The sequence below is a fragment of the Streptomyces sp. NRRL S-1022 genome (assembly GCF_000720135.1).
In the GTDB taxonomy this organism is placed as follows: Bacteria; Actinomycetota; Actinomycetes; order Streptomycetales; family Streptomycetaceae; genus Streptomyces.
The window spans coordinates 148,332-172,295 of sequence record NZ_JOIU01000010.1; the positions used below are offsets into that span (position 1 = coordinate 148,332).

Sequence of the window (23,964 nt, forward strand, 5' to 3'; positions counted from 1 at the left end):
CCCCGTGGCCACGACCCCCGCCCCGCCCCAGGCCCCGCCGAAGCCCACCTGGGACCCCAGGAGACCGCAGCCGCCCTTCCCCTGGCTGCGCCCGACCATCCGCATACGGCTGACGCTGCTGTACGGCGGCATGTTCCTGATCGCCGGCATCCTGCTGCTGTCGATCATCTACCTGCTCGCCGCCCAGGCGATCAGCACCGGCAACCAGCCGCTGTTCAAGATCGTCAGTGGTTCGGCGATCAAGGTCACCAGTGACAACTGCCCCGCGGTCACCGCGATCAACTCCGGTCCGGTGCCGCTGTCGGACTTCAACGACGCGATCGCCCACTGTGTGGACCAGCAGCGCCAGGGGGCCCTGGACAACCTGCTCAGCCGCTCCCTGCTGGCCCTGCTGGGCCTCGCCGTGATCGCCTTCGCGTTCGGCTACGCGATGGCCGGCCGCGTGCTGTCCCCGCTCGGCCGCATCACCCGCACCGCCCGGCAGGTGGCCGGCTCGGACCTGTCCCGCCGTATCGAGCTGGACGGCCCGGACGACGAGCTGAAGGAGCTGGCGGACACCTTCGACGACATGCTGGAGCGGCTCCAGCGGGCCTTCACCGCCCAGCAGCGCTTCGTCGGCAACGCCTCGCACGAGCTGCGCACCCCGCTCGCGATCAACAGGACGCTCCTCGAAGTGCACCTGTCGGATCCGCACGCGCCGGTGGAACTCCAGCAGCTCGGCAAGACGCTGCTCGCCACCAACGAGCGCAGCGAACAGCTGGTCGAGGGGTTGCTGCTGCTCGCCCGCAGTGACAACCAGATCGTCGAGCGCAAGCCGGTCGACCTGGCCGAGGTCGCCACCCAGGCCGTCGACCAGGTGCACGCCGAGGCGGAGGCCAAGGGCGTCGCGATCCGCGGTGAGCGCAAGCCGGCCGTGGTACAGGGCAACGGCGTGCTGCTGGAGCGGATCGCGCTGAACCTCGTCCAGAACGCCGTGCGGTACAACGTTCCTGAGAAGGGCTGGGTCGAGGTGGCCACCGAGGTCCGGCACGGACAGGCGGTGCTGACGGTCACGAACACGGGACCGGTGGTGCCGGCGTACGAGATCGACAACCTCTTCGAGCCGTTCCGGCGGCTGCGCACCGAGCGCACCGGCAGCGACAAGGGGGTGGGTCTCGGCCTGTCGATCGTCCGGTCCGTGGCCCGGGCGCACGGCGGCCACATCCAGGCCCAGCCCCGAGAAGGCGGTGGTCTGGTGATGCGCGTCACCTTCCCGATGTGACCGAAAACGACACACGCGGAGGATGTTCGCTTCACGCGGAATTTTCCGACCGTCGGACGGAGTTCTTCCTGTGTGATCGATCACATGGGCGGAATTCCGGCCATGTACGCACAGTGATCATGACAGAAGGTGGAAAGCCGGGAAAGTCCTGGTTTTCAGGGCTCTTGATCACGGGAAGTACACGGTGAGGCGCCTTTGAGGTGCGGCATTCGAACCGTGTACGGTCCTCACCGCCATCCAAGCCGATCAGTCTTCAGAGGTCGGGTTGGGTGTCGATTGAGTAACAGACCTTGATGTGAGGCAAAATCTCCGCCTCAGGTCGGGCACAAGTCCGGCCTCTCACGCGTTACGTGCGCTGGAGACACCGCAGACACCCAGAGGGGGAGAGCGATATGGCAACCGATTACGACACTCCACGCAAGACCGACGACGACGTCGACTCGGACAGCCTTGAAGAGCTGAAGGCCAGGCGGAACGACAAGTCCACCTCGTCGGTGGACGTCGACGAGTTCGAGGCCGCCGAGGGCCTCGAACTGCCCGGAGCCGACCTCTCGAACGAGGAGCTGGCCGTCCGGGTGCTGCCCAAGCAGCAGGACGAGTTCACCTGCATGAGCTGCTTCCTGGTGCACCACCGCAGCCAGCTGGCCCGAGAGAAGAACGGTCAGCCGATCTGCCGCGACTGCGACTGAGGACGGGTCGGCCATGTCTGGCTCGACCCCTCCTCGGAAGCGCCGTTTCCCCCTGTGGAAAGCGGACAAAGGGCCGGCGGACGGCCCGCACGGCACGCGTGACGACGGGCGGGGCTCATCCGGAGCGGGAGCCTCGCTCGGGCCGGCGCCCGACCGGGACGGCCTGCCGGCGCCGGCAGGGCATCCCGCGCCCGTCGCCCGGCGCCGGGCGGCGGCCATCGGTGAGAAGGCCCGGGAACTGACCCGGGAAGGCGCCCGCAGGGGCGGCAGCCACGCTCGCGCGGGGCTGGCGTACCTCGCGGACCGCATCATCGAGATGGCCCCGCGCATCCCCGTACGCGACCTCGCGACCCTGCGCAGGCAGTTCCCCGGGCTCGGCCCCGAGGAACTCGCCGACAAACTGGTGGCGGGCGCGGCGGGTGGCACCTCCGCGGTCGGAGCCGGGATCGGAGCGGCGGCGATGCTGCCCGTGCCGCCGGCCATGCCGACCGAGCTGGCCGCCGAGATCACCGGGGTCGCCGCGATCGAGCTGAAGCTGATCGCCGAACTGCACGAGGTCTACGGGGTCCGCCCGCCGGGCGCCCTCAGGGACCGCACCACCGCGTATCTGTCCTCCTGGTCGGAGGAGCGCGGGGTCGACGTGATGAAGCCGTCGACGTACGACACGGCCCTGGGCGGCCGGATGAAGCGCCGACTGCGCCAGCAGATCATGAAACGGATGGTCCGCGACCTGCCCAACCTGATGCCGTTCATGGTCGGAGCCGCGGTCGGGGCGGTCATGAACCGCCGCGACACCAGAAGAGTCGCGGCCCGTGTCCGGGCCGACCTGCGCAAGATCCAGGTGCCCTGGGACGCGCTCCCCGAGCTGCCGCCCCTGGAGAAGCCGGCCGAACCCCTGGAGCTGCGCGAGCCGCCCGGCGGTCTCTAGCGCCTCAGGCCTGCGCCGTCCGTGCCGCCTCGATGGCCGCGGCCAGCCGCTCCGGCTCCCGCGTCGACAGGTACAGGTACGGCGTCGGGTCCTGCGGGTCCGTGACCTCCACCCGCAGCGCCCCCGGGATGTAGGCGCGCAGCAGCAGGAAGGCGCGGGTGTCGGCCTTGTACGTCCGCCAGGCGCGGGCCTCCTCCGCGTCCAGCACCTCCATCGCACCCAGCGCCGCCACCGGGATCTTCGCCTCGCCCGCGATCAGGGAGTCGCCCACGACCCGGATGCGCGGGGAGCCGTACGCGCTGGCCACCACGGCCGCGGCCGCCGTACCGCCGACCAGGCCGCCGAGCAGCGGCAGGGTGCCGAAGGGCAGCAGGATCAGGGCGAACGAGACGCCCACCAGGAAGCTGATCAGCCACCACGAGCGGGGGGCGGTGAGGCGTTCTTCGTAGGGGGTGGCGGAGAGCTGCATGGAGCCAAGCTTGGCACGGGATCCGCACACCGCCGGAGTCGGGGCGTTCAGCGCGCAGCGCTGCCGTACAGGGCGGTGGTGGGTGACGGGCGGGCGGGTAAGGTCTGCGGCTGTGAGTGGTAGTTCCGCAGCTCTTCAGCCTCCCGCCGACGCGGGGAAACCGGTACGGCACCCCGACGCGCCTGCGCCCGGGGAGCTTCTCGGCGCCCATTACGAACACTGTTTCGGGTGCGGCCCCGGACAGCCGCACGGACTGCACCTGGAGGCCCGCGCCGGTGAGGGCGTCTCGCTGACCGCCGAGTTCACCGTGCAGCCCGCCCACCAGGGCGCCCCCGGCCTCGCGCACGGGGGAGTGCTCGCCACGGCCCTGGACGAGACCCTCGGCTCGCTGAACTGGCTGCTGCGGACCATCGCCGTCACCGGACGGCTGGAGACGGACTTCGTGCGGCCCGTGCCAGTAGGTACCACGCTGTACCTGGAGGCCGAGGTCACGGCCGTTGCCGGGCGGAAGATCTACTGCACGGCCGCCGGGCGCCTCGACGGCCCCGGCGGACCGCTCGCCGTACGCGCCGACGCCCTCTTCGTCGAGGTCAAGGTCGACCACTTCATCGACCACGGCCGCGAGGAGGAGATCCAGGCCGCCATGAGCGACCCCGACCAGATCCGGCGCGCCCGCGCCTTCGAGGTGAACCCGTGAGCCGCGACCCGCTGAACGTGCTGATCAGGCGCGTCGATCCGGACGTACCGCTTCCGGCGTACGAGCATCCCGGGGACGCCGGAGCCGATCTGCGCACCACCGAGGCGTGCGAGCTGGAGCCCGGTGAGCGGGCCGTTCTGCCCACGGGGGTGTCGATCGCCCTGCCCGACGGGTACGCGGCCTTCGTGCATCCGCGTTCCGGCCTCGCCGCCCGCTGCGGTGTCGCCCTCGTGAATGCCCCGGGGACGGTCGATGCCGGGTACCGTGGGGAGATCAAGGTGATCGTGGTGAATCTCGACCCGCGCGAGAGCGTGCGGTTCGAGCGCTTCGACCGGATTGCCCAACTGGTCGTCCAGCAGGTCGAGAAGGTCCGCTTCCAGGAGGTCGCGGAGCTTCCCGGCTCGGCGCGGGCCGAGGGGGGCTTCGGGTCCACCGGCGGCCACGCCGCGGTGGGCGGCGGGAGCGGCACAAGCGGTCAGGCCGCCGAGGGCGGTCCGACGGGTGGGAATCGATACGCTTCGGTCGTATCCGACCGGGAAGGACAGTGACGTGTTCGGACGTCGCAAGAAGAAGGGTGCCGCCGAGGACGCGGCCGGCGAGGCCGAGCAGGTCGTCGACAGCGTCGACACCGAGGCGGACGAGGAGGAGGCCGGGCGCGAGCGCGTCCGGCTGGAGCCCGGGCCCCGGCCCGACGGTCCGTGGGACAGCAGCGAGGTGCGCGACCCGGCCGAGGGCCGCGTGGACCTCGGCGGTCTGTTCGTGCCGGGCGTCGACGGCATGGAGCTGCGGGTCGAGGTCGCCGGTGACGCCATCGTCGCCGCGACCGTCGTGCTGCGCGACAGCGCCATCCAGCTCCAGGCGTTCGCCGCGCCCAAGCGCGAGGGCATCTGGGGCGAGGTCCGCGAGGAGATCGCGTCCGGTATCACCCAGCAGGGTGGCATCGTCGACGAGGTCGAGGGCCCGCTCGGGTGGGAGCTGCGGGCCCAGGTGCCGGTGCAGCTGCCCGACGGCACCGGCGGCTTCCAGGTCGTACGGTTCGTCGGCGTGGACGGTCCGCGCTGGTTCCTGCGCGGTGTGATCTCCGGCCAGGGCGCGGTGCAGCCGCAGGCGGCCGGGCTGCTGGAGCAGATCTTCCGGGACACCGTCGTGGTCCGCGGCGAGGGCCCGATGGCCCCGCGCGACCCGATCGTCCTGAAGCTGCCCAACGACGCGCAGATGGTCCCCGAGGGGGTCCAGCAGGAGGAGGGCTCGCGCTTCTCCGGCGGGATGGGGCAGTTGCAGCGGGGTCCCGAGATCACCGAGGTCCGCTGACGGCGTCAGCAGCGATACACGGGCCGTGCCTCCCAGGGGGTGCGGTCCGTTCTCTTGCGGCGGCGCGCCGTTGGGACGCCCGGCCGTCGCCGGAGACGGGGACCGCCGTCGTGCGCGCGCTGCGCGGAGTTCCCCACGAGGTGTCCCGCGGGGAACTCGTGGCTCTGGAAGGCTCGTGGCCCTGGAAGGGCGGTCGGGGTCCGGCGGTACCACCCTGCTGAACATCGTCGGCGGGCTGGACATCCCGGACCAGGGCCGGGTGGAGGCCGAGGGCCGGGATCTCGCCCGGCTCGCCCGGCTCGGCCAGAGCGGGCTGCTGCGGCCGCGCAGGGACCGGAGCGGCTTCGTCGTCCGGTCCTTCGGTCCCGGACCCCTCCCGACCACCGCCGAGAACGTGGGCGTACCCCTGCGGTCGCGCACGCGGCCCAGCGGCCCGGGGAGCTGCCCGGCGGCCGGCAGCGGCGGGTCGCCATCGCACGGGCCCCCGCCAACCGGCCGGCGCTGCTCGTCGCCGACGAGCCGACCGGCCGGCTCCACGGCGAGACCGGGCACGCCGTCATGGAGCCGCTGCGGCCGTCGTCCGCAGCGAGCGGTCCGCCGCGCTCGGCTCCGCTCACGCGGGGGAACCTCCTCCATCCGTCCTGTCCGCTCACGCGCGGGGCCCCACCCGTCCTGGTCGCCACGCATGACACGGCCCTGCTGGACCCGGCCGGCCGGGTGCCGGGAGCTGCGCGACGGGGAGATCACCGGGCACCGGGCCCCGGCCCGCCGCGCTGCCCGTCAGGGTCGCGTCAAAGTTGCCCGCCGCTCGCCCGTCCGTCCCGGTCGCCGTGATCTCCGGCCGTAAGGTCGGCCCTGCGCAGGGAACAGGCACGGGAAGACAATGGGGCCATGGCACGCGGCAAGCTTCGGATCTACCTCGGCGCGGCGCCGGGCGTGGGCAAGACCTACGCCATGCTTGCCGAGGCGCACCGCCGGGTGGAGCGGGGCACCGACTGCGTCGTCGCGTTCGTGGAGCACTACGACCGGCCGCGCACCGAGGTGCTGCTGCACGGCCTGGAGCAGGTGCCGCGCCGGCAACTGGAGTACCGGGGGACCGTCCACGGCGAGATGGACGTCGACGCCGTGCTGCGCCGGGCGCCCGCCGTGGCCCTGGTGGACGAGCTGGCCCACACCAACGTCCCCGGCTCCCGCAACGCCAAGCGCTGGCAGGACGTCGAGGAACTGCTCGCCGCCGGCATCGACGTGGTCTCCACGGTCAACATCCAGCACCTGGAGTCACTCGGCGACGTCGTGGAGTCGATCACCGGGGTGCGCCGCCGCGAGACCGTCCCCGACGAGGTCGTCCGCCGCGCCGACCAGATCGAGCTGGTCGACATGTCCCCGCAGGCCCTGCGGCGCCGCATGGCGCACGGCAACATCTACCAGCCCGACAAGGTCGACGCGGCCCTGTCCAACTACTTCCGCCCCGGCAACCTCACCGCCCTGCGCGAGCTGGCGCTGCTGTGGGTGGCCGACCGGGTCGACGAGTACCTGAACGCGTACCGCAGCGAGCACCGGGTCTCGAAGATATGGGGCTCCCGGGAGCGGATCGTGGTCGGCCTGACCGGCGGCCCCGAGGGACGCACCCTGATCCGGCGTGCCGCGCGGCTCGCCGAGAAGGGCGCCGGCGGCGAGGTCCTCGCCGTCTACATCGCCCGCAGCGACGGGCTGACCTCGGCCTCCCCGAAGGAACTGGCCGTCCAGCGCACCCTGGTCGAGGACCTCGGCGGCACCTTCCACCACGTGGTCGGCGACGACGTCCCGGCCGACCTGCTGGACTTCGCCCGCGGGGTGAACGCCACCCAGATCGTGCTCGGCTCCTCGCGCCGCAAGGCCTGGCAGTACGTCTTCGGGCCCGGTGTCGGCGCCACGGTGGCCCGGGACTCCGGCCCCGACCTGGACGTGCACATCGTCACCCATGAGGAGGTCGCCAAGGGCCGGGGGCTGCCCGTGGCCCGCGGCGGCCGGCTCGGGAGGGCCCGGATCGTCTGGGGCTGGGCGGTCGGCCTGACCGGACCCGCGGTCCTCGCGGTGCTGCTGACCGGCGCCGGCCTGGGCCTCGCCAACGACATGCTGCTGTTCCTGGCCGTCACGGTCGCCGCGGCCCTGCTCGGCGGTCTGCTGCCCGCGCTGGCCTCGGCGGCCTTCGGCTCGCTGCTGCTGAACTACTTCTACACCCCGCCGCTGCACCGGCTGACCGTCGCCGACCCCCGGAACATCGTCGCCATCGCGATCTTCTTCGGGGTCGGCATGGCGGTCGCCTCGGTGGTCGACCTCGCCGCCCGGCGCACCCACCAGGCCGCCCGGCTGCGCGCCGAGTCCGAGATCCTGTCCTTCCTCGCCGGGAACGTGCTGCGCGGCGAGACCAGCCTGGAGGAACTGCTGGAACGGGTCCGCGAGACCTTCGCCATGGAGTCGGCCGCCCTGCTGGAACGCGAGAGCGACGTGGCGCCCTGGACCTGCGCGGGCCGCGCCGGCGTGGGACCGCCGCTGGAGCGGCCCGAGGACGCCGACGTCGACATGCCGGTGGGCGAGCACATGGCGCTCGCGCTCACCGGCCGGGTGCTGCCCGCCGAGGACCGCCGGGTGCTGGCCGCGTTCGCCGCCCAGGCCGCTGTCGTACTCGACCGCAGGAGGCTCCTGGAGGAGGCCGACCGGGCCCGCGCGCTCGCCGAGGGCAACCGCATCCGCACCGCCCTGCTGGCCGCCGTCAGCCACGACCTGCGCACCCCGCTGGCCGGCATCAAGGCCGCCGTGTCGTCCCTGCGCTCCGAGGACGTGGCCTGGTCCGAGGAGGACCGGGCGGAGCTGCTGGAGGGCATCGAGGAGGGCGCCGACCGGCTCGACCACCTCGTCGGCAACCTGCTCGACATGTCCCGCCTCCAGACCGGTACGGTCACGCCGCTGATCCGCGAGATCGACGTGGACGAGGTCGTACCGATGGCCCTGGGCGGCGTACCCGAGGACAGCGTCGGGCTGGACGTGCCCGAGACGCTGCCGATGGTCGCCGTCGACCCGGGGCTGCTGGAGCGGTCGGTGGCCAACCTGGTGGAGAACGCCGTCAAGTACAGCCCGCGCGGGGGGCGCGTCCTGGTGGCCGCGAGTGCCCTCGCCGACCGCGTCGAGGTGCGCGTGGTGGACCGCGGGCCGGGCGTGCCGGACGAAGCGAAGGATCGTATCTTCGAGCCGTTCCAGCGGTACGGTGACGCTCCGCGCGGTGCCGGCGTCGGGCTCGGCCTCGCCGTCGCCCGGGGCTTCGCCGAGGCCATGGGCGGCACCCTGACCGCGGAGGACACGCCGGGGGGCGGGCTCACCATGGTGCTCACCCTCCGCGCGGCCGGAGCACGTCCCGAGCCCCTACCCGCCGGGGCTTCCGGCGCCGAACCAGAGAGGCGGACCCTATGCTGACCCCGGACGGGGGGACCCCCCGCAGCCCCACGAGGGTGCTCGTGGTCGACGACGAGCCGCAGATCGTGCGCGCCCTCGTGATCAACCTCAAGGCGCGCAAGTACGAGGTCGACGCGGCGCCCGACGGCACGACCGCGCTCGAACTCGCCGCCTCCCGTCACCCCGACGTCGTCGTCCTCGACCTGGGCCTGCCCGACATGGACGGCGTGGAGGTGATCAAGGGCCTGCGCGGCTGGACCCGGGTGCCGATCCTGGTGCTGTCCGCCCGCCACTCCTCCGACGAGAAGGTCCAGGCGCTGGACGCGGGCGCCGACGACTACGTCACCAAGCCCTTCGGCATGGACGAGCTGCTGGCCCGGCTGCGGGCCGCGGTCCGCAGGGCCGAGCCGGCCGGGCCGGGCGAGGACGACCTGGTCACCGTCGAGACCGCGGGCTTCACCGTCGACCTCGCCGCCAAGAAGGTCAACCGCGGCGGCAGGGACGTACGGCTCACCCCGACCGAGTGGCACCTGCTGGAGGTGCTGGTCCGCAACACCGGCCGGCTGGTCGGCCAGAGACAGCTGCTGCAGGAGGTGTGGGGGCCGTCGTACGGGACCGAGACCAACTACCTGCGGGTGTACATGGCCCAGCTGCGGCGCAAGCTGGAGGCGGACCCCTCGCACCCGCGGCACTTCATCACCGAACCGGGGATGGGCTACCGGTTCGAGAAGTAGGCCGCCGGGCCGGTACCAGCGGGCTTACGGTCCTGTCGGTGGTCCCCGGTACGCTTCAGATATGACAGCTGTTCCTCGTTCCGAAAAGCCGGCCGGCCGGTTCCGGCGCATGCTCGACCGGCTCTCCTCGTCGCAGGAGGACCTGGAGTCCGAGGAGCTGCGCGAAGACGCCGAGACGGCCGGCTGTACGAAGATCGGCGACTGTCGGGACCGGCAGATCGTCACCGTTACTGGTACCTTGCGCACGGTCACCCTGCGGCCGCGCGCCGGAGTCCCGGCCCTGGAGGCCGAGCTGTTCGACGGCTCCGCCGCGCTGGACGTGGTCTGGCTCGGCAGGCGTTCCATCGTGGGCATAGAACCGGGGCGCAAGCTGATCGCATCGGGCCGGATCTCGATGAGCCGGGGCCGCCGGGTGCTGTTCAACCCGAAATACGAACTGCGACCCCTCGGACGGGAGTAGCCGGTGACGTCCCTCGACAAGCCGACCGAAGACACCGACCAGACTCAGCCCGACGACGCCCGCGCGGTGACCGAGGCGGCGCTGTTCGAGGCCTTCGGCGGAGTCCGCGGCATGGTCGAGACGGTCCTGCCGGGCCTGCTCTTCGTCACGATCTTCACGATCGACAAGGACCTGCACCTCTCCGCGATCGCCGCGCTGGCGGTCTCCCTGGTGCTGGTCGTGGTCCGGCTCGCCATGAAGGACACCGTCAAGCACGCCTTCAGCGGTGTCTTCGGCGTGGTGTTCGGCGTGGTGTTCGCGATGTTCACCGGCAACGCCAAGGACTTCTACCTGCCCGGCATGCTCTACACGCTGGGCATGGCGCTGGCCTACATCATCACCACCCTGGCGGGCGTCCCCCTGATCGGCCTCATCCTCGGCCCGATCTTCAAGGAGAACCTCTCCTGGCGCACCCGCAACCCCGGCCGCAAGAAGGCCTACGCCAAGGCCAGCTGGGCCTGGGGCCTGATCCTGCTCGCCAAGTGCGCGATCCTCTTCCCGCTGTACTGGTGGGCCGACACCGCGCAGCTCGGCTGGGTCCTGGTCACCCTGAAGATCCCGCCGTTCCTGCTGGCGGTCTGGCTGACCTGGGTCTTCCTCGCGAAGGCGCCCGCGCCGATCGACGTGTTCGCGGAGCTGGAGGCCGAGGAGAAGGCCGAGCAGGAGCGCCAGGCCGCGCAGGCCGCGCAGAGCGGCGAGACGACCGGGGGACGGCACCGCCGGGACGCGTGAGCGGTCCGTCGCACGACGCGGAAAGGGCGCCCCTGCCGCCAGGGGCGCCCTTTTCTCCGTGCCGCCGGGTCAGTCCTCGCGCCGCACCGACAGCAGGTCCTCCAGCTGCTCCTCCCGGGCCTGCGCGGCCACGAACAGCAGCTCGTCGCCCGGCTCCAGGGAGTCCTCCTTGGAGGGCGTCAGCACACGGGTGCCGCGGATGATCGTGACCAGCGAGGTGTCCTGAGGCCACTCGACGTCGCCGACCTGGGTGCCGGCCAGGGCCGACTCCTCCGGCAGGGTCAGCTCGACGAGGTTGGCGTCGCCGTGGCTGAAGCGGAGCAGCCGGACCAGGTCACCGACGCTCACCGCCTCCTCGACCAGGGCGGACATCAGGCGCGGGGTGGAGACGGCCACGTCCACGCCCCAGGCCTCGTTGAACAGCCACTCGTTCTTGGGGTTGTTGACGCGGGCGACGACGCGCGGGACGCCGTACTCCGTCTTCGCGAGCAGGGAGACGACCAGGTTCACCTTGTCGTCGCCGGTCGCGGCGATCACGACGTTGCAGCGCTGCAGCGCCGCCTCGTCCAGGGAGGTGATCTCGCAGGCGTCGGCCAGCAGCCACTCCGCCTGCGGGACGCGCTCGACCGAGATGGCGGTCGGCGCCTTGTCGATCAGCAGGACCTCGTGGCCGTTCTCCAGCAGCTCGCCCGCGATCGAGCGGCCGACCGCGCCGGCCCCGGCAATGGCGACCCTCATCAGTGACCGCCCTCCTCTTCCGGGCCACCGGCGAACGCCGCCTCGACCTTGTCCACGTCGTCCGTACGCATCATCACGTGCACGAGGTCGCCCTCCTGCAGCACCGTCTGCGAGGTGGGCAGGACCGCCTCGCCGAGGCGGGTCAGGAACGCCACCCGGACACCCGTCTCGTCCTGCAGCTTGCTGATCTTGTGACCCACCCACTTCGGGGAGGCGTGCACCTCGGCCAGCTGCACCCCGCCGGTGGGATCGCGCCACAGCGGCTCGGCCCCGGAGGGCAGCAGCCGGCGCAGCATCTGGTCGGCGGTCCAGCGGACCGTGGCCACCGTAGGGATGCCCAGACGCTGGTAGACCTCGGCACGGCGGGGATCGTAGATGCGGGCGGCCACGTTCTCCACACCGAACATCTCGCGCGCCACGCGGGCCGAGATGATGTTGGAGTTGTCCCCGCTGGAGACCGCGGCGAAGGCACCGGCCTCCTCGATGCCCGCCTCGCGCAGGGTGTCCTGGTCGAAGCCGACGCCGGTGACCCGGCGGCCCCCGAATCCCGGGCCCAGCCGGCGGAAGGCGGTGGGGTCCTGGTCGATCACGGCGACCGTGTGTCCCTGTTGCTCCAGGGTCTGGGCGAGAGCGGAACCCACTCTCCCGCAGCCCATGATGACGATGTGCACGACCGTCCTTCCGGTGTCCAAAAGTTACTGCTCAGCATCAGGGTCTCAGACCGACGCCCAAAGCTACACACGGGCGCCACGCGGCGGGCAGCCCCGTGCCGGGGCCGGTCGCAGCCGCCGGCGAGTGATGCTGCGCACGCTGCACAGGGTCAGGATTCCGAGGCCGCCGAGGGCGAGCAGCGCCCCGATCAGCTCCGCGGTCGCGGGCATGGAACCTCCGAAGTGCGATGACAGGCGGGGTTTGCCATCTAGGCACGGGGGGCACATGGACCACGGATTCCGCAGTTCCGTGCGCCCTCGTTTTCACTCGTGAGGCATATCCAGCACGCCGGGTGGGCGGGTGCCTGTTCGAAGGCTTACGATCCTCTCTCGTGTCCAAACTGACCGACGTGCCCAAACGGATCCTGATCGGGCGCGCACTGCGCAGTGACCGGCTGGGCGAAACGCTCCTGCCGAAGCGCATCGCACTTCCCGTCTTCGCCTCCGACCCGCTGTCCTCCGTCGCCTACGCGCCGGGGGAGGTCCTGCTGGTCCTGTCTATCGCGGGCGTGTCGGCGTACCACTTCAGCCCCTGGATCGCGGTCGCGGTCGTGGTGCTGATGTTCACCGTGGTCGCCTCCTACCGGCAGAACGTGCACGCCTACCCGAGCGGTGGCGGCGACTACGAGGTCGCGACCACCAACCTCGGCCCCAAGGCCGGCCTCACCGTGGCCAGCGCGCTGCTCGTCGACTACGTCCTGACCGTCGCCGTCTCCATCGCCTCCGGTATCGAGAACCTCGGCTCCGCGATCCCCTTCGTGGTCCAGCACAAGGTGCTCTGCGCGGCCGCCGTCATCGTGCTGCTCACGCTCATGAACCTGCGCGGCGTGAAGGAGTCGGGCAAGCTCTTCGCGATCCCGACGTTCGTCTTCGTCGGCGGCGTCTTCATCATGATCGCGTGGGGCGCCTTCCGCGGACTGGTCCTCGGCGACACCATGCGCGCCCCGACGGCCGGCTACCACATCAAGGCCGAGCACCAGGGGCTCGCCGGCTTCGCGCTGGTCTTCCTGCTGCTGCGCGCCTTCTCCTCCGGCTGTGCGGCCCTCACCGGCGTCGAGGCGATCTCCAACGGCGTCCCGGCCTTCCGCAAGCCCAAGTCCAAGAACGCGGCGACCACCCTGGCGATGATGGGCCTGCTGGCCGTCACCATGTTCTGCGGCATCATCGCGCTCGCCATGGTCACCAAGGTCCGCATGGCCGAGCACCCGGCCAGCGACCTGCTGCGGAACGGCGTCCCGCTCGGCTCCGGCTACGTCCAGAACCCGGTGATCTCCCAGGTCGCCGAGGCGGTCTTCGGCAAGGGCAGCTTCCTGTTCATCCTGCTCGCCGCCGCCACCGCGCTGGTGCTGTTCCTGGCCGCCAACACGGCGTACAACGGCTTCCCGCTGCTCGGCTCGATCCTCGCCCAGGACCGCTACCTGCCGCGCCAGCTGCACACCCGCGGCGACCGGCTCGCCTTCTCCAACGGCATCGTGCTGCTCGCGGGCGCCGCGATGCTGCTGGTGTTCATCTACGGCGCGGACTCCACCCGCCTGATCCAGCTGTACATCGTCGGCGTGTTCGTGTCCTTCACGCTCAGCCAGACCGGCATGGTCCGGCACTGGAACCGCCACCTCGCCGCCGAGAAGGACCCGGCCAAGCGCAGCCACATGATCCGCTCCCGCGCGATCAACGCGTTCGGCGCCTTCTTCACCGGCCTGGTGCTCGTCGTCGTCCTGGTCACCAAGTTCACGCACGGCGCCTGGGTCGCCCTGCTCGGCATGTGCATCTTCTACGCGACGATGACCGCGATCCGGAAGCACTACGACCGGGTCGCCGACGAGATCGCCGCGCCCGAGGGCCCGAGCGACGACATGGTCCGCCCCTCCCGGGTGCACTCGGTCGTCCTGATCTCCAAGATCCACCGCCCCACGCTGCGCGCCCTGGCCTACGCCAAGCTGATGCGCTCGGACACCCTGGAGGCGCTGACCGTCAACGTCGACCCGGCCGAGACGAAGGCGCTGCGCGAGGAGTGGGAGCGGCGCGGGATCGACGTACCGCTGAAGGTCCTGGACTCGCCGTACCGCGAGATCACCCGGCCGATCATCGAGTACGTCAAGGGCCTGCGCAAGGAGTCCCCGCGCGACGCGGTCTCCGTGATCATCCCCGAGTACGTGGTCGGCCACTGGTACGAGCACCTGCTGCACAACCAGAGCGCCCTGCGCCTGAAGGGCCGCCTGCTCTTCACCCCCGGCGTGATGGTGACCTCGGTGCCGTACCAGCTGCAGTCCTCCGAGGCGGCCAAGCTGCGGGCCCGCAGGCGGCAGGACTGGAACGCGCCCGGCGCGGTCCGCCGCGGCCCGGCGGTGGAACGGCCGAAGGAGCCGTCCACCAAGGAGTGAGGCGGGGCGGGGAGGCCGTAGACTGGTGGGCTGTTGTCGGGCCCGCCGGTGCGGGCCGCCCCCGCTCTCGATCTGGAGTCACCCCACCATGCCCGCAGAACCGAAGAAGTCGCTGGTGGGGGAGGAGTACGAGGTCGAGATCGGCCCCGTCGCCCACGGCGGCCACTGCATCGCCCGTACGACCGAGGGCCAGGTGCTGTTCGTCCGGCACGCGCTGCCCGGCGAGCGGGTGGTGGCCCGGGTGACCGAGGGGGAGGAAGGCGCCCGCTTCCTGCGCGCGGACGCCGTACGGATCCTGGAGGCGTCCAAGGACCGCATCGAGGCCCCCTGCCCCTTCGCCGGCCCCGGCCGCTGCGGCGGCTGCGACTGGCAGCACGCCAAGCCGGGCGCCCAGCGCCGGCTGAAGGCCGACGTGATCGCCGAGCAGCTCCTGCGGCTCGCCGGCCTCACCCCCGAGGAGGCCGGCTGGGACGGCACGGTGGTTCCGGCCGAGGGCGACAAGCTGCCCGCCGGCCAGGTCCCGCAGTGGCGCACCCGCGTCCAGTACGCCGTCGACGCCGAGGGCCACGCCGGTCTGCGCCGGCACCGCTCGCACGAGGTCGAGCGCATCGACCACTGCATGATCGCGGCGGCGGGCGTGAGCGAGCTGGGCATCGAGAAGCGGGACTGGACCGGCATGGCCTCCGTCGACGCGATCGCCGCGACCGGGTCCCAGGACCGCATGGTCATCCTGGAGCCGCGCCCCGGCGCCCGACTGCCCCTCGTCGAGCTCGACAGGCCCGTCTCCGTCATGCGCGTCGACGAGCGGGACGGCGGGGTCCACCGCGTCCACGGCCGCGCGTTCGTACGCGAGCGCGCCGACGACCACACCTACCGGGTCGGCAGCGGCGGCTTCTGGCAGGTCCACCCGAAGGCGGCCGACACGCTCGTCACGGCGGTGATGCAGGGCCTCCTGCCCCGCAAGGGCGAGACGGCCCTCGACCTCTACTGCGGTGTCGGCCTCTTCGCCGGCGCCCTCGCCGACCGCCTCGGCGAGCAGGGCGCGGTGCTCGGCATCGAGTCCGGCAAGCGGGCCGTGGAGGACGCCCGGCACAACCTGGCCGGCTTCCCGCGGGTCCGTATCGAGCAGGGCAAGGTCGAGTCGGTCCTGCCGCGCACCGGCATCACCGAGGCCGACCTCATCGTCCTCGACCCGCCCCGCGCGGGCGCCGGCCGCAAGACGGTCGCCCACCTCGCGTCCCTGGGCGCCCGCCGCATCGCCTACGTCGCCTGCGATCCCGCCGCGCTGGCCCGGGACCTGGGGTACTTCCGCGAGGGCGGGTACCGGGTGCGGACGCTCCGGGCGTTCGATCTGTTCCCGATGACCGCGCATGTGGAGTGCGTCGCGATCCTGGAACCCGTTGGAAAGGGCTCTTGACCTGCGGTTTCCGATTTCTTTCGCGGGCTCGACCTGTTTCGCGGGGTGGGAACAGATGAAGGCGGACGACGACGCGTGACCTGCGCATTCGCCTGAGGGGGAGGGCGCGTGGCGGTGGCGGAGCCCGTTTGTTCTTGCGGCGTGACGCACGAATGAAGGGCGTAGAGCAGGTGCGGAGACGAGTCGGCTGGCTGCGCCGCACGACGTGATCAGGCCTTCACCAACCTCCTCGGGGGCAGCCCGACGCCCCGCCGACTTCCACGGCACGGCCGAGGCCCAGTCGGTCTGCCGTGGCGCCCGGCAGTTGGTCCTTCGACTCGGCGGTGGTGGTCCGGGGGTGCGGAGGTCCCGCTCATACCCCGCTCAGGTCGAGCAGGACCTTGGAGGCCATGGCCCGGTCATGGGCGATGTCGAAAGCGGCTCGGCTCTCTGAGAGCGGGAACGTGTGGGTCTCGATCGCGTCGACGGGCAGACCCCGGGCGAGCAGAGTGATCGCCTCGTCGAACTCGGTGTCGAAGCGGAACGCGCCGCGCAACTCCAGTTCGCGGGTCACGGCGACGTTGCCGAGCAAGGGGACCTCACGGGGCGGCAGCAGACCGAGGAAAGGGCTCCGCCCAGGCCCCGTCGTCGGGTGCGTCGGCCCGGACCGTGGCGGTGGCCCCGAGGCCACGGCGATGCCCAGCGGGGTGTCGAGGAGGTCGCTCACGATCACCTCGGCGGCGCCCCGGTGGCTCAGGACGGCGGTCACCAGGCAGCCGATCGGCCCGGCCCCGGTGACCAGCACCCGCCTGCCGGCCACGTCACCGGCCCGGTGCACGGCGTGCAGGGCCACCGACAGTGGTTCGGCCAACACTGCGCGGTTCAAGGCGAGTTCGGGCGGCAACACGCGAATCTGTGCGGTGGGCGCGGTGATGAGCCGGGCGAAGCCGCCCTGGACGCGCGGGGTCCGGGCGGCACTGCCGAGGTAGCGGGTGTTCGCGCAGATGTTGCGGCGGCCCGCGGCGCATTCGGCGCACCGGCTGCACCGGGTGGCCGGGTGGCCGGGTGGACGGCCACCGGGGTGCCTACGGCGGGTCCCGCGGTTCTGGGCCCGAGGGCGGCGACGTGGCCGACGATCTCGTGGCCGAGCACCATCGGCTCGAGGACGGTGCAGTCACCGACCCGGCCGTGGCGGTAGTAGTGCAAGTCGGATCCGCAGATGCCGCCGAGGGCGACGGCGACCGCGATCTCACCGGGGTCGGGACCGTCGTACGGCCGCTCCTCGATCCGTAGATCGCCGGCTCCGTGGACGACACATGCGTGCATGGGGCTCCTAGAGGTCGCAGGAAGGGTCGCAGAACGGGGTCGAAGGACGGAGAGCATGCCGCCGTCGACGTACAGCACCTGCCCGCCCACGAAGTCGGATGCGGGGGAGGCGAGGAAGATCAGCGCGCCGACGAGGCCGCCGACGTCGCCCCAGCGGCCGGCCTGGGTCCGCTTGCGGACCCAGGCGCTGAACTCGTCGTCGGCGACGAGCGCGGAGGTCAGTTCGGTGTCGAAGTAGCCGGGGCCGATTCCGTTGGCCTGGATGCCGAGCGGGCCGAGATCGGCGCACATGCCCTTGGTGAGCGTCTTCAGGCCGCCCCTGGTGGTGGAGTAGGGGGCGATGCCCGGCCGGACCGCCTCGCTCTGGAGCGAGCAGATGTAGACGATCTTGCCGTGACCCCGGGGAGCCACGCGCCGCGCGACCTCGCGGCCGACGCGAGCACTCCCGGCGTGTGGGTGACCACGATGCCGCGCTCGGCCGCGGCGGCCCCGAAGCCCATGCTCGCCAGCGCGACGACCTCCAGCGAGGGCCCGGCAGCTTCCATCAGCGCCGCGTCGACGGGGTCGTTGCCCAGAGCCGGGATCGCACCGACGCCCAGCGCCGACTCGGCGAGCTGCGCGGCCGCGGGCTTGCCGCTCCCCGGCCAGGCGATCACGTCCGCCGCCTCCGACAGCCGGGTCGGTTGGGGCCTCCGTCTGGGGGTTTCCCGGAGCAGATGAGCGGCCCGCTCCGCATCGGGTCGGCGCGGAGTAGGCCCGCCGGCGAACTCGACCTGCGCCGCAAGCCGGTACCGCATCTGGCCTTCGGCCACGGCAGGCACCAGTGCATCGGCCGGCAACTCGCCCGCATCGAGCTCGGTCTCGCGCAGTCCGCCCTGTTCCGCCGCCTCCCGAACCTGCGGCTCGCGGTCCCCCTTCGACGACATCGAGCACCACACCGACTCGCTGGTGTTCCGGGTCAGGAGCCTTCCCGTCACGTGGTGACGCGCTTCCACGGCGCACCACGTTACGGGACGGCGCCGGCGCCGTCCCGGCCGCCGGCCGACGGTTCAGCCCGGGAGGACCGCCGGCGGTGCGCTGGTGTGGCGAACGCGCAGTTCCATGCGGATAACCCTGGGTTCGGTGTCGGCGTGGGAGGCCATCAGCGCCTCCAGGGTCTGGGCTCCTTGCCGGCCCAGTTCGTGCCGGGCCAGTGAGGCCGTGGTGAGTCTGCGGGTACCGGGCAGGTCGTCGAGGGAGATGTCGTCGCAGCCGATGACGGACATGTCTTCGGGGACCCGTAGGCCCGACTCCTCCAGCGCGGTCATCGCGCCGAGCGCCACCAGGTCGTTGTACGCGACGACGGCGGTGACCCCGGAATCGCGCACGGCGTCGGCGGCGTCGTACCCGTGCCGTGCCGTGTGGCCGCAGGGGATGACCGTGACGTCGACCCCGAAGGCCGCAGCGGCGTCGAAGGCCCGGATGCGTTCGGCGTTGGCCCAGGACGCCTCGGGGCCGCTCAGATACGCCAGCCGGCGATGCCCGAGCTGGGTGAGGTGACCGCAGACCAGGGTCATCCCGCCGTAGAAGTCGACGGAGACTGAGGGGATGCTCAGCCCGGGGACGATCCGGTTGACCAGCACCAGTGGGTGGCCGCGCAGTGACAGGTCGACGAGCGCGGCGCGGTCCATGCGCGGGGAGCACAGCAGCACACCGTCGCAACAGCGCATCAGGTCCTCGGCGAGTTCGTGCTCACTCGCCGCGTCCTCGTCCGACTCCATCACCATCACGCGCCGCCCGTGCGAGCGGGCGACGGCGGAGACGGACTTGAGGACGTCGGGGAAGTAGGGGTTGGACAGGTCGGGGACGAGCACTCCGATCGCGCCGGCCTCACCGCGGGCCAAGCCCTGGGCGGCGGCGTTGGGCCGGTAGCCCAGATCCGCGACCGCGCTCTGCACCCGGCGCACCAGTTCGGGGTCGACCCGGGCCGTGCCGTTGAGGACCCGGGAGACGGTGGACGTGGAGACCCCGGCCGCCGTGCCGACGTCGGTGATCGTCACCCGCCGCTGGCGGGCCGCCTTCCCGGTGACGGTCCCACTCACGGCGCTTGGTGACTCGGGCATTCCGTCGTGCGGGAGGTCCGGCTCCGTGGATGTGCTCGGATCGTCCGCCATCTCCGGTACGTTCGACGTTGCCAAAATCCCGCTCCCAGTCGCCGTCGGTCCGCCGCCAGCGTAGTTCGTCGCTCAGCGTGCGGACGATGTGATTCTCGGTTCGGACCGCAGTCCACGCAGGTAACCCAGGTCCCGGCGGACCGCCGCGAACGGGTCGTCGGTCGGGTAGTGGACGTGCAGGGAGAACGGGCCGGTGTACCCGAGGTCCGTGAGGCCGGGCAGGATCGTGGGCCAGGGGACGACGCCCCCGTCAGCGAGCGGCTGCCAGTCGCAGTTCCAGGATCCCCGCGCCTCGCCCGGTCTCCACACCGCGTTCTTCACGCCCACGCAGCCCACCCGCTCCGGCCCGCCCAGCACGTCGAGGGTGAGCCGCCAGTCCTCGCTCCCCTCCTTGGCTTGGTTGCCCGGGTCGGGGTGGACCAGGACATCCGCGCCCGCCAGCAGCCGGACCGCGTGTGCGGCCGAGGGGTGCAGCGTGCCGTGGTGCAGTGCGAGGACGAGCCGTACGCCGTGGCGGGCGGCGAGCTCGGCGAGGCCCGCGAAGTCGCGGCGGGCCCGGTTCAGTTCGGAGGCGTGGTCGAGTCCGGCGTCGTAGCGGTAGAACCCGGCGCGCATCAGCGGCACGCCCGCCTCGGCACAGTGCCCGATGACGCGTTCGGCTTCACCGTCCGCCGAGGTCAGGTCCGTGCTGACGAGGCCGGGGTCAAGCCCGTTGGCACGCAGGGCTCGTACCGTCTTCGCCAGCCGCCGTGACGTGCTCGGCGTGACCGTCTGGCCGTCCCTGACCAGCAGATCGGCGCCGTCCGCGCCGGCCTCCGCCAACCGGGCGGCCAGTTCCCCGGGCGGCAGGGCGCCGAACGGTTTGGTGAGGACGAGGACATGCAAAGCGTGCTCCTCCCGATGGGTTCATTTGTGAAAGCGCTCCCTGAGTCTAACCTCATGCCGTGCCGGAGATCGGTCGCTCACATAAACTGCCAGCTCAGAGCCCCTATATCTCAAGGCCTGCCGAGTGAGTCAAAAATTGAGCTTGTGAAAACGCTTGCTCAGATGCCAGGGAATCCCTAACGTCATCCGCGCCTCGGTCCCGAGAGCCGCTCGGGGCGCCACGTCCAAACAGCGGGAGCTGACGATGGGGACAGGACGCAGAGTTGGAGCAGCCCGGATCGGCAGGCTGGCGCTCGCGCCACTGCTGGTGGGGCCCTTGCTCGCGGGATGCGGTGGGAGCTCCGGCTCCTCCGGCACCACCCTGAAGATCTGGGACTACTCGGCGGAGCAGACGGACTTCCACAAGAAGGTCGCTGAGGAGTTCCATCGGCAGCACCCGGACATCACCGTGGAGTGGCAGTCGATCGCCCAGGACGAGTACAAGCGGACACTTCCGCTGGCCTTCCAGAGCCGTCAGGGCCCGGACATCTTCTACTGGAGCGACAACGGTCCGCTGGCCATGTCGCAGTTGCTCGCACAGAAGTGGATCCAGCCGCTGAACGGGGGCTCCGCGCTGCCCGCGAACTTCACCAAGCGATGGCCCGAAGGGTCGTTCGTCGACGGGGTCAACCAACTCGACGGGAAGACGTACGGGTTCCCCCTGTCCGAGAGCACCTACTGGGGCCCCGGCTACATGTTCCTCAACAAGAAGGTCTTCGAGGACGCCGGGCTCGACGCCGCCAAGCCGCCGACGACCTGGTCCGAGCTGAAGAGCACCTGCGCGCGCATCAAGGCCGAGACCAAGGCGTACTGCATCGCGGCACCTAGCAAGGACACCGACCTCCAGCGCACCTTCTACGCCCTCGCCGCCGGCGAGTACACGATCAACGACTGGTTCTTCGACTACAGGAAGGGGACGTTCTCGCTGGCCGAACCGCAGGCGCAGAAGGTGTTCGGGTTCATCCAGGAGCTCAAGAAGGACGGCTATCTGGCGCCCGGCACCAACGACAAGAACTTCTCCCGGCAGCAGTTCGCCGCGGGGCAGGCCGGAATCACGATGGACGGCACCTGGCTGCCCTCGGTGCTCAAGACCCTCGGCATGGACTCCTCCCAGTACTCCGTCGCCGCGCACCCCGTCCCCGACTCGGGGGCCAAGGGCGCCCTGTGGAGTCAGCCCGACGGCAACAAGTACTGGGTGAGCGCGCAGACCAAGCAGTCAAAGGCCGCCTGGACCTTCCTCGACTGGATGACCCAGCCCGACGGCTACTTCGCCAAGCAGTACCTGCAGAGCGGCTTCGGGACGCTGGCGTTCGCTGACAACGCCCGCTACATCAAGGACCCGGCGATGCAGCAGATCATGCAGATCGCCGACCGGCCCGGCTACCGGGTCGATCTGCCGCTCCCGGTCACCAAGTGCCCAGACCTGGTGAAGTCCACCGCCTACGTCAAGGCCATCGGAGAGCGGCCCACCTGGGAGTACGAGGCGATGTCCGGGGCCCTGAGCGGCGGCAAGTCGCTGAAGCCGGAGGCCGAACGGCTGGTCGCGCAACGTCAGAAGACCCTCAAGACCCAGCTCGAGAAGGAAGCGGCCCAGGGCCTGAAGGTCTCCCTCGACTGCTTCACCTTCCCCGACTGGTCGTACACCTCCGACTACCGCCCGGCCGACTAGCCCTCCCGCCCTGAACGACGGACATCGGCCAGGACCGCAAAAAAAGGACCTCACATGGCGATTGCCCCCACCAGCCCGCGTCCGCCAGATGCAGCCCCGACCACCGCGCCCCGCCCGAGCAGGACGCCGCGCCGACCCGGGCGGTCGAGCCCGCCCGAAGAGAACCGAGAGCGTGCCAAGGGACTCGACCGGCTGTGGGTGGCGGCCTTCCTGTTGCCCTTTCTCGTCCTCTATCTCGGCTTCACCCTCTGGCCGCTGGCCGCGACGGTCTACTACTCGTTCTTCGACTGGTCGGGCATCGGACCGCTCGAGAACTACGTCGGCGGCGACAACTACAGCCGCATCCTCGGCGATCCGCTCTTCTGGCAGGCCGTCGTCAACACCTTGCTGTTCGCCCTCGGTACGACCCTGATCAAGCTGCCACTGTCGCTGCTTGCCGCGCTGGTGATGACGAGGAAGTGGCTGCGGGGGAAGAAGGCGCTGCGGACGGTGTTCTTCGCGCCGCTGATCATCCCCGTCGCCATGGCCGGTCTGATCTTCACCTATCTGCTCAATCCCTCCAACGGCGCGCTCAATTCGGCGCTGCACGGACTCGGTCTGACCGACGGCACGCCCGACGTCTTCGCCGACCGCTGGACCGCGATGCTGGCGCTGATCCTCATCTCCGTCTGGCAGGTCTTCGGGCAGTACATGATCTACTGGATGGCTGCTCTGCAGAACGTGCCCGAAGAGCTCTACGAAGCCGCGGAACTCGACGGCGCCAATGAATGGCAGAAGCTCACCCGGATCACGCTTCCGATGATCCGTCCCGTCGCCGTGGTCATCGTGATGCTCGCTCTGGTCAACGCGATGCACGTCTTCGGACTCGTCGTCACGCTCACCGGCGGCGGTCCGGGCACGAGCACCTACGTGGTCTCGTACTTCATCTACAAGCAGGCATTCGGTTCGATGCCTTTCGCGTACGGATACGCGTCGGCGGCCGCGCTGCTGTTCTCCGTCATGGCGTTCCTCCTCGTGACCAGTCAGGGCCTCTTCGTGCGCCGGGCGCAGAAGCTGCGGAAGGAGTACGGAGTCTGATGGCGCGTCTGTCACGGCCCGCGCGAGCCAACCTCATCGCGCTGCCCCTGCTGATCGTGGTGGGTCTGATCTGGGTCTATCCGTTCCTGTGGGTCGTCGCGGGGGCGTTCAAGACGCAGACGGGACTCTTCACCGGGGGCGCCGGCCTCATGCCCGACCAGTGGAACTTCGACAACTTCCGCCGGGCGTGGGTGGACGCCGGATTCTCCAAGTTCTTCTTCAACACGGTGCTGTACGCGGTCGCATCCACCGTCGTCGAACTGTTCAAGTCCGCCCTGTGCGGATACATTCTGGCCCGCTACGAATTCCCGGGACGAAAGACGCTGCACCGCCTGATCGTGGCCACCTTGTTCGTCCCGGTGGCCTCCATCATCATTCCGCAGTTCGTCCTGGTGGACAGTCTCGGCCTGCTGAACACCCGCGCCGGGGTCGTGCTGGCCATGTCCGGCGCTGCGGGCGCCCTCTATGTGCTGCTTTTCATCGGGTTCTTCTCCGGAGTGCCGAAGGACCTGTTCGACGCGGCCAAGCTCGACGGTGCCGGATTCCTGCGCACGTTCCGGCTGGTCCTTCCGCTGGCAAAGCCCGTCATCGCGGTGGTCGTCATCTTCCAGTTCATCAGCAACTGGAACGAGTTCAACATCCCCTTGGTCTTCACACTCGGCCAGCCGGATCTGCAGAACCTGGCGGTCGGAATGCTGTCGTTCAAGGGGGAGCACTCCGTCGACTGGACGGGATTCGCTGCCGGAATGACCCTGTCCGTCATTCCCATGCTGATCGTCTTCATCTTCTTCCAGAGCTACTTCGTGCGCGGTCTGGCCGGCGCCACCAAGGAGTGAACCCC

21 protein-coding genes and 5 pseudogenes are annotated in these 23,964 nt (G+C 70.8%); 17 read left to right on the top strand and 9 right to left on the bottom strand.

From position 1 onward, the window contains the following. Positions 1-4 precede the first annotated feature (4 nt). The 3 genes from IG05_RS0115525 (at position 5) to IG05_RS0115535 (ending at position 2,878) form a co-directional block, all read left to right on the top strand. Complete coding sequence (locus tag IG05_RS0115525; RefSeq protein ID WP_030342978.1) at positions 5-1,261, top strand: sensor histidine kinase; 1,257 nt, start codon at positions 5-7, stop codon at positions 1,259-1,261. 392 nt (positions 1,262-1,653) lie between these two features. Next, the gene (locus IG05_RS0115530; RefSeq protein ID WP_003997302.1) at positions 1,654-1,950 is read left to right on the top strand and encodes a DUF4193 domain-containing protein; all 297 of its coding nucleotides are present in this window, start codon (positions 1,654-1,656) and stop codon (positions 1,948-1,950) included. A gap of 13 nt (positions 1,951-1,963) precedes the next feature. After that, positions 1,964-2,878, top strand: a complete 915-nt coding sequence (locus IG05_RS0115535; protein WP_030342981.1) for a hypothetical protein — start codon at positions 1,964-1,966, stop codon at positions 2,876-2,878. Positions 2,879-2,882: 4 nt separating this feature from the next. Here IG05_RS0115535 and IG05_RS0115540 read toward each other — a convergent pair whose 3' ends face one another. Next, positions 2,883-3,347 (bottom strand): DUF3093 domain-containing protein, encoded by a 465-nt coding sequence (locus IG05_RS0115540; protein ID WP_030342982.1) that lies wholly within the window; start codon positions 3,345-3,347, stop codon positions 2,883-2,885. Positions 3,348-3,459: 112 nt separating this feature from the next. On the opposite strand from IG05_RS0115540, the gene IG05_RS0115545 reads away from it, so the two are divergent. The 8 genes and pseudogenes from IG05_RS0115545 (at position 3,460) to IG05_RS0115575 (ending at position 10,749) form a co-directional block, all read left to right on the top strand. Then, complete coding sequence (locus IG05_RS0115545) at positions 3,460-4,044, top strand: PaaI family thioesterase (RefSeq protein WP_030342984.1); 585 nt, start codon at positions 3,460-3,462, stop codon at positions 4,042-4,044. After that, the gene (gene dut, locus IG05_RS0115550) at positions 4,041-4,592 is read left to right on the top strand and encodes a dUTP diphosphatase (protein ID WP_030342985.1); all 552 of its coding nucleotides are present in this window, start codon (positions 4,041-4,043) and stop codon (positions 4,590-4,592) included. Before IG05_RS0115545 ends, dut begins: the two co-directional genes overlap by 4 nt. Position 4,593: 1 nt before the next feature. Next, positions 4,594-5,355: a DUF3710 domain-containing protein gene (locus tag IG05_RS0115555; protein WP_030342987.1), complete on the top strand. Its 762-nt coding sequence runs from the start codon at positions 4,594-4,596 to the stop codon at positions 5,353-5,355. 110 nt (positions 5,356-5,465) lie between these two features. Further along, positions 5,466-6,109: pseudogene (locus IG05_RS45090) on the top strand (ATP-binding cassette domain-containing protein); the annotation flags it as partial. Between the two features lie 137 nt (positions 6,110-6,246). Continuing rightward, positions 6,247-8,805 (top strand): sensor histidine kinase, encoded by a 2,559-nt coding sequence (locus IG05_RS0115560; RefSeq protein ID WP_030342989.1) that lies wholly within the window; start codon positions 6,247-6,249, stop codon positions 8,803-8,805. Next, entirely contained in the window at positions 8,799-9,518 is a 720-nt protein-coding gene (locus IG05_RS0115565; protein WP_051789855.1) for a response regulator, read from the top strand. The genes IG05_RS0115560 and IG05_RS0115565 overlap by 7 nt, the downstream gene beginning before the upstream one ends. Positions 9,519-9,579: 61 nt before the next feature. After that, positions 9,580-9,978, top strand: coding sequence for an OB-fold nucleic acid binding domain-containing protein (locus IG05_RS0115570; RefSeq protein WP_078894191.1), 399 nt, complete (start codon positions 9,580-9,582; stop codon positions 9,976-9,978). 3 nt (positions 9,979-9,981) lie between these two features. Then, the gene (locus IG05_RS0115575) at positions 9,982-10,749 is read left to right on the top strand and encodes a DUF3159 domain-containing protein (protein ID WP_030342994.1); all 768 of its coding nucleotides are present in this window, start codon (positions 9,982-9,984) and stop codon (positions 10,747-10,749) included. 69 nt (positions 10,750-10,818) lie between these two features. Here the strand turns inward: IG05_RS0115575 and IG05_RS0115580 are convergent, their stop codons facing one another. From IG05_RS0115580 to IG05_RS48360, 3 genes are all read right to left on the bottom strand, one after another. Beyond that, the gene (locus tag IG05_RS0115580; protein ID WP_030342996.1) at positions 10,819-11,487 is read right to left on the bottom strand and encodes a potassium channel family protein; all 669 of its coding nucleotides are present in this window, start codon (positions 11,485-11,487) and stop codon (positions 10,819-10,821) included. Beyond that, positions 11,487-12,158, bottom strand: a complete 672-nt coding sequence (locus tag IG05_RS0115585; protein ID WP_030342998.1) for a potassium channel family protein — start codon at positions 12,156-12,158, stop codon at positions 11,487-11,489. Before IG05_RS0115585 ends, IG05_RS0115580 begins: the two co-directional genes overlap by 1 nt. A 63-nt stretch (positions 12,159-12,221) precedes the next feature. Then, positions 12,222-12,368: a hypothetical protein gene (locus IG05_RS48360; RefSeq protein WP_199808319.1), complete on the bottom strand. Its 147-nt coding sequence runs from the start codon at positions 12,366-12,368 to the stop codon at positions 12,222-12,224. 161 nt (positions 12,369-12,529) lie between these two features. Between IG05_RS48360 and IG05_RS0115595 the strand changes: the two genes are divergently transcribed. Then, positions 12,530-14,578 carry an APC family permease gene (locus IG05_RS0115595; protein WP_030342999.1) on the top strand — a complete coding sequence of 683 codons (2,049 nt, stop codon included), beginning with the start codon at positions 12,530-12,532 and terminating at the stop codon, positions 14,576-14,578. Between the two features lie 88 nt (positions 14,579-14,666). Beyond that, positions 14,667-15,995 carry a class I SAM-dependent RNA methyltransferase gene (locus IG05_RS0115600; RefSeq protein ID WP_030343001.1) on the top strand — a complete coding sequence of 443 codons (1,329 nt, stop codon included), beginning with the start codon at positions 14,667-14,669 and terminating at the stop codon, positions 15,993-15,995. A gap of 352 nt (positions 15,996-16,347) precedes the next feature. Here IG05_RS0115600 and IG05_RS43675 read toward each other — a convergent pair. The 3 pseudogenes from IG05_RS43675 to IG05_RS50250 all read right to left on the bottom strand — a co-directional run. Beyond that, positions 16,348-17,300, bottom strand: a pseudogene (locus IG05_RS43675) (L-idonate 5-dehydrogenase). A 42-nt stretch (positions 17,301-17,342) separates the two neighbouring features. Next, positions 17,343-17,735: pseudogene (locus IG05_RS0115610) on the bottom strand (SDR family oxidoreductase); the annotation flags it as partial. A gap of 53 nt (positions 17,736-17,788) precedes the next feature. Beyond that, a pseudogene (locus IG05_RS50250) lies at positions 17,789-17,956 on the bottom strand (D-glycerate dehydrogenase); the annotation flags it as partial. A gap of 60 nt (positions 17,957-18,016) precedes the next feature. Between IG05_RS50250 and IG05_RS50255 the strand changes: the two are divergent. Next, a pseudogene (locus IG05_RS50255) lies at positions 18,017-18,136 on the top strand (hypothetical protein); the annotation flags it as partial. 213 nt (positions 18,137-18,349) lie between these two features. Here IG05_RS50255 and IG05_RS0115615 read toward each other — a convergent pair. Together IG05_RS0115615 and IG05_RS0115620 are read right to left on the bottom strand one after the other, a co-directional pair. Beyond that, entirely contained in the window at positions 18,350-19,381 is a 1,032-nt protein-coding gene (locus tag IG05_RS0115615) for a LacI family DNA-binding transcriptional regulator (RefSeq protein WP_234335868.1), read from the bottom strand. Positions 19,382-19,525: 144 nt separating this feature from the next. Further along, positions 19,526-20,338 (bottom strand): sugar phosphate isomerase/epimerase family protein, encoded by an 813-nt coding sequence (locus IG05_RS0115620; protein WP_051789859.1) that lies wholly within the window; start codon positions 20,336-20,338, stop codon positions 19,526-19,528. Positions 20,339-20,582: 244 nt separating this feature from the next. Between IG05_RS0115620 and IG05_RS0115625 the strand changes: the two genes are divergently transcribed. From IG05_RS0115625 to IG05_RS0115635, 3 genes are all read left to right on the top strand, one after another. Then, positions 20,583-22,046, top strand: a complete 1,464-nt coding sequence (locus IG05_RS0115625; RefSeq protein WP_078894193.1) for an ABC transporter substrate-binding protein — start codon at positions 20,583-20,585, stop codon at positions 22,044-22,046. A 213-nt stretch (positions 22,047-22,259) separates the two neighbouring features. Then, positions 22,260-23,123: a carbohydrate ABC transporter permease gene (locus IG05_RS0115630; RefSeq protein WP_158838879.1), complete on the top strand. Its 864-nt coding sequence runs from the start codon at positions 22,260-22,262 to the stop codon at positions 23,121-23,123. Then, on the top strand, positions 23,123-23,959 hold the full coding sequence (locus IG05_RS0115635) for a carbohydrate ABC transporter permease (RefSeq protein ID WP_030343013.1): 837 nt from the start codon (positions 23,123-23,125) through the stop codon (positions 23,957-23,959). Before IG05_RS0115630 ends, IG05_RS0115635 begins: the two co-directional genes overlap by 1 nt. Positions 23,960-23,964 lie beyond the last annotated feature (5 nt).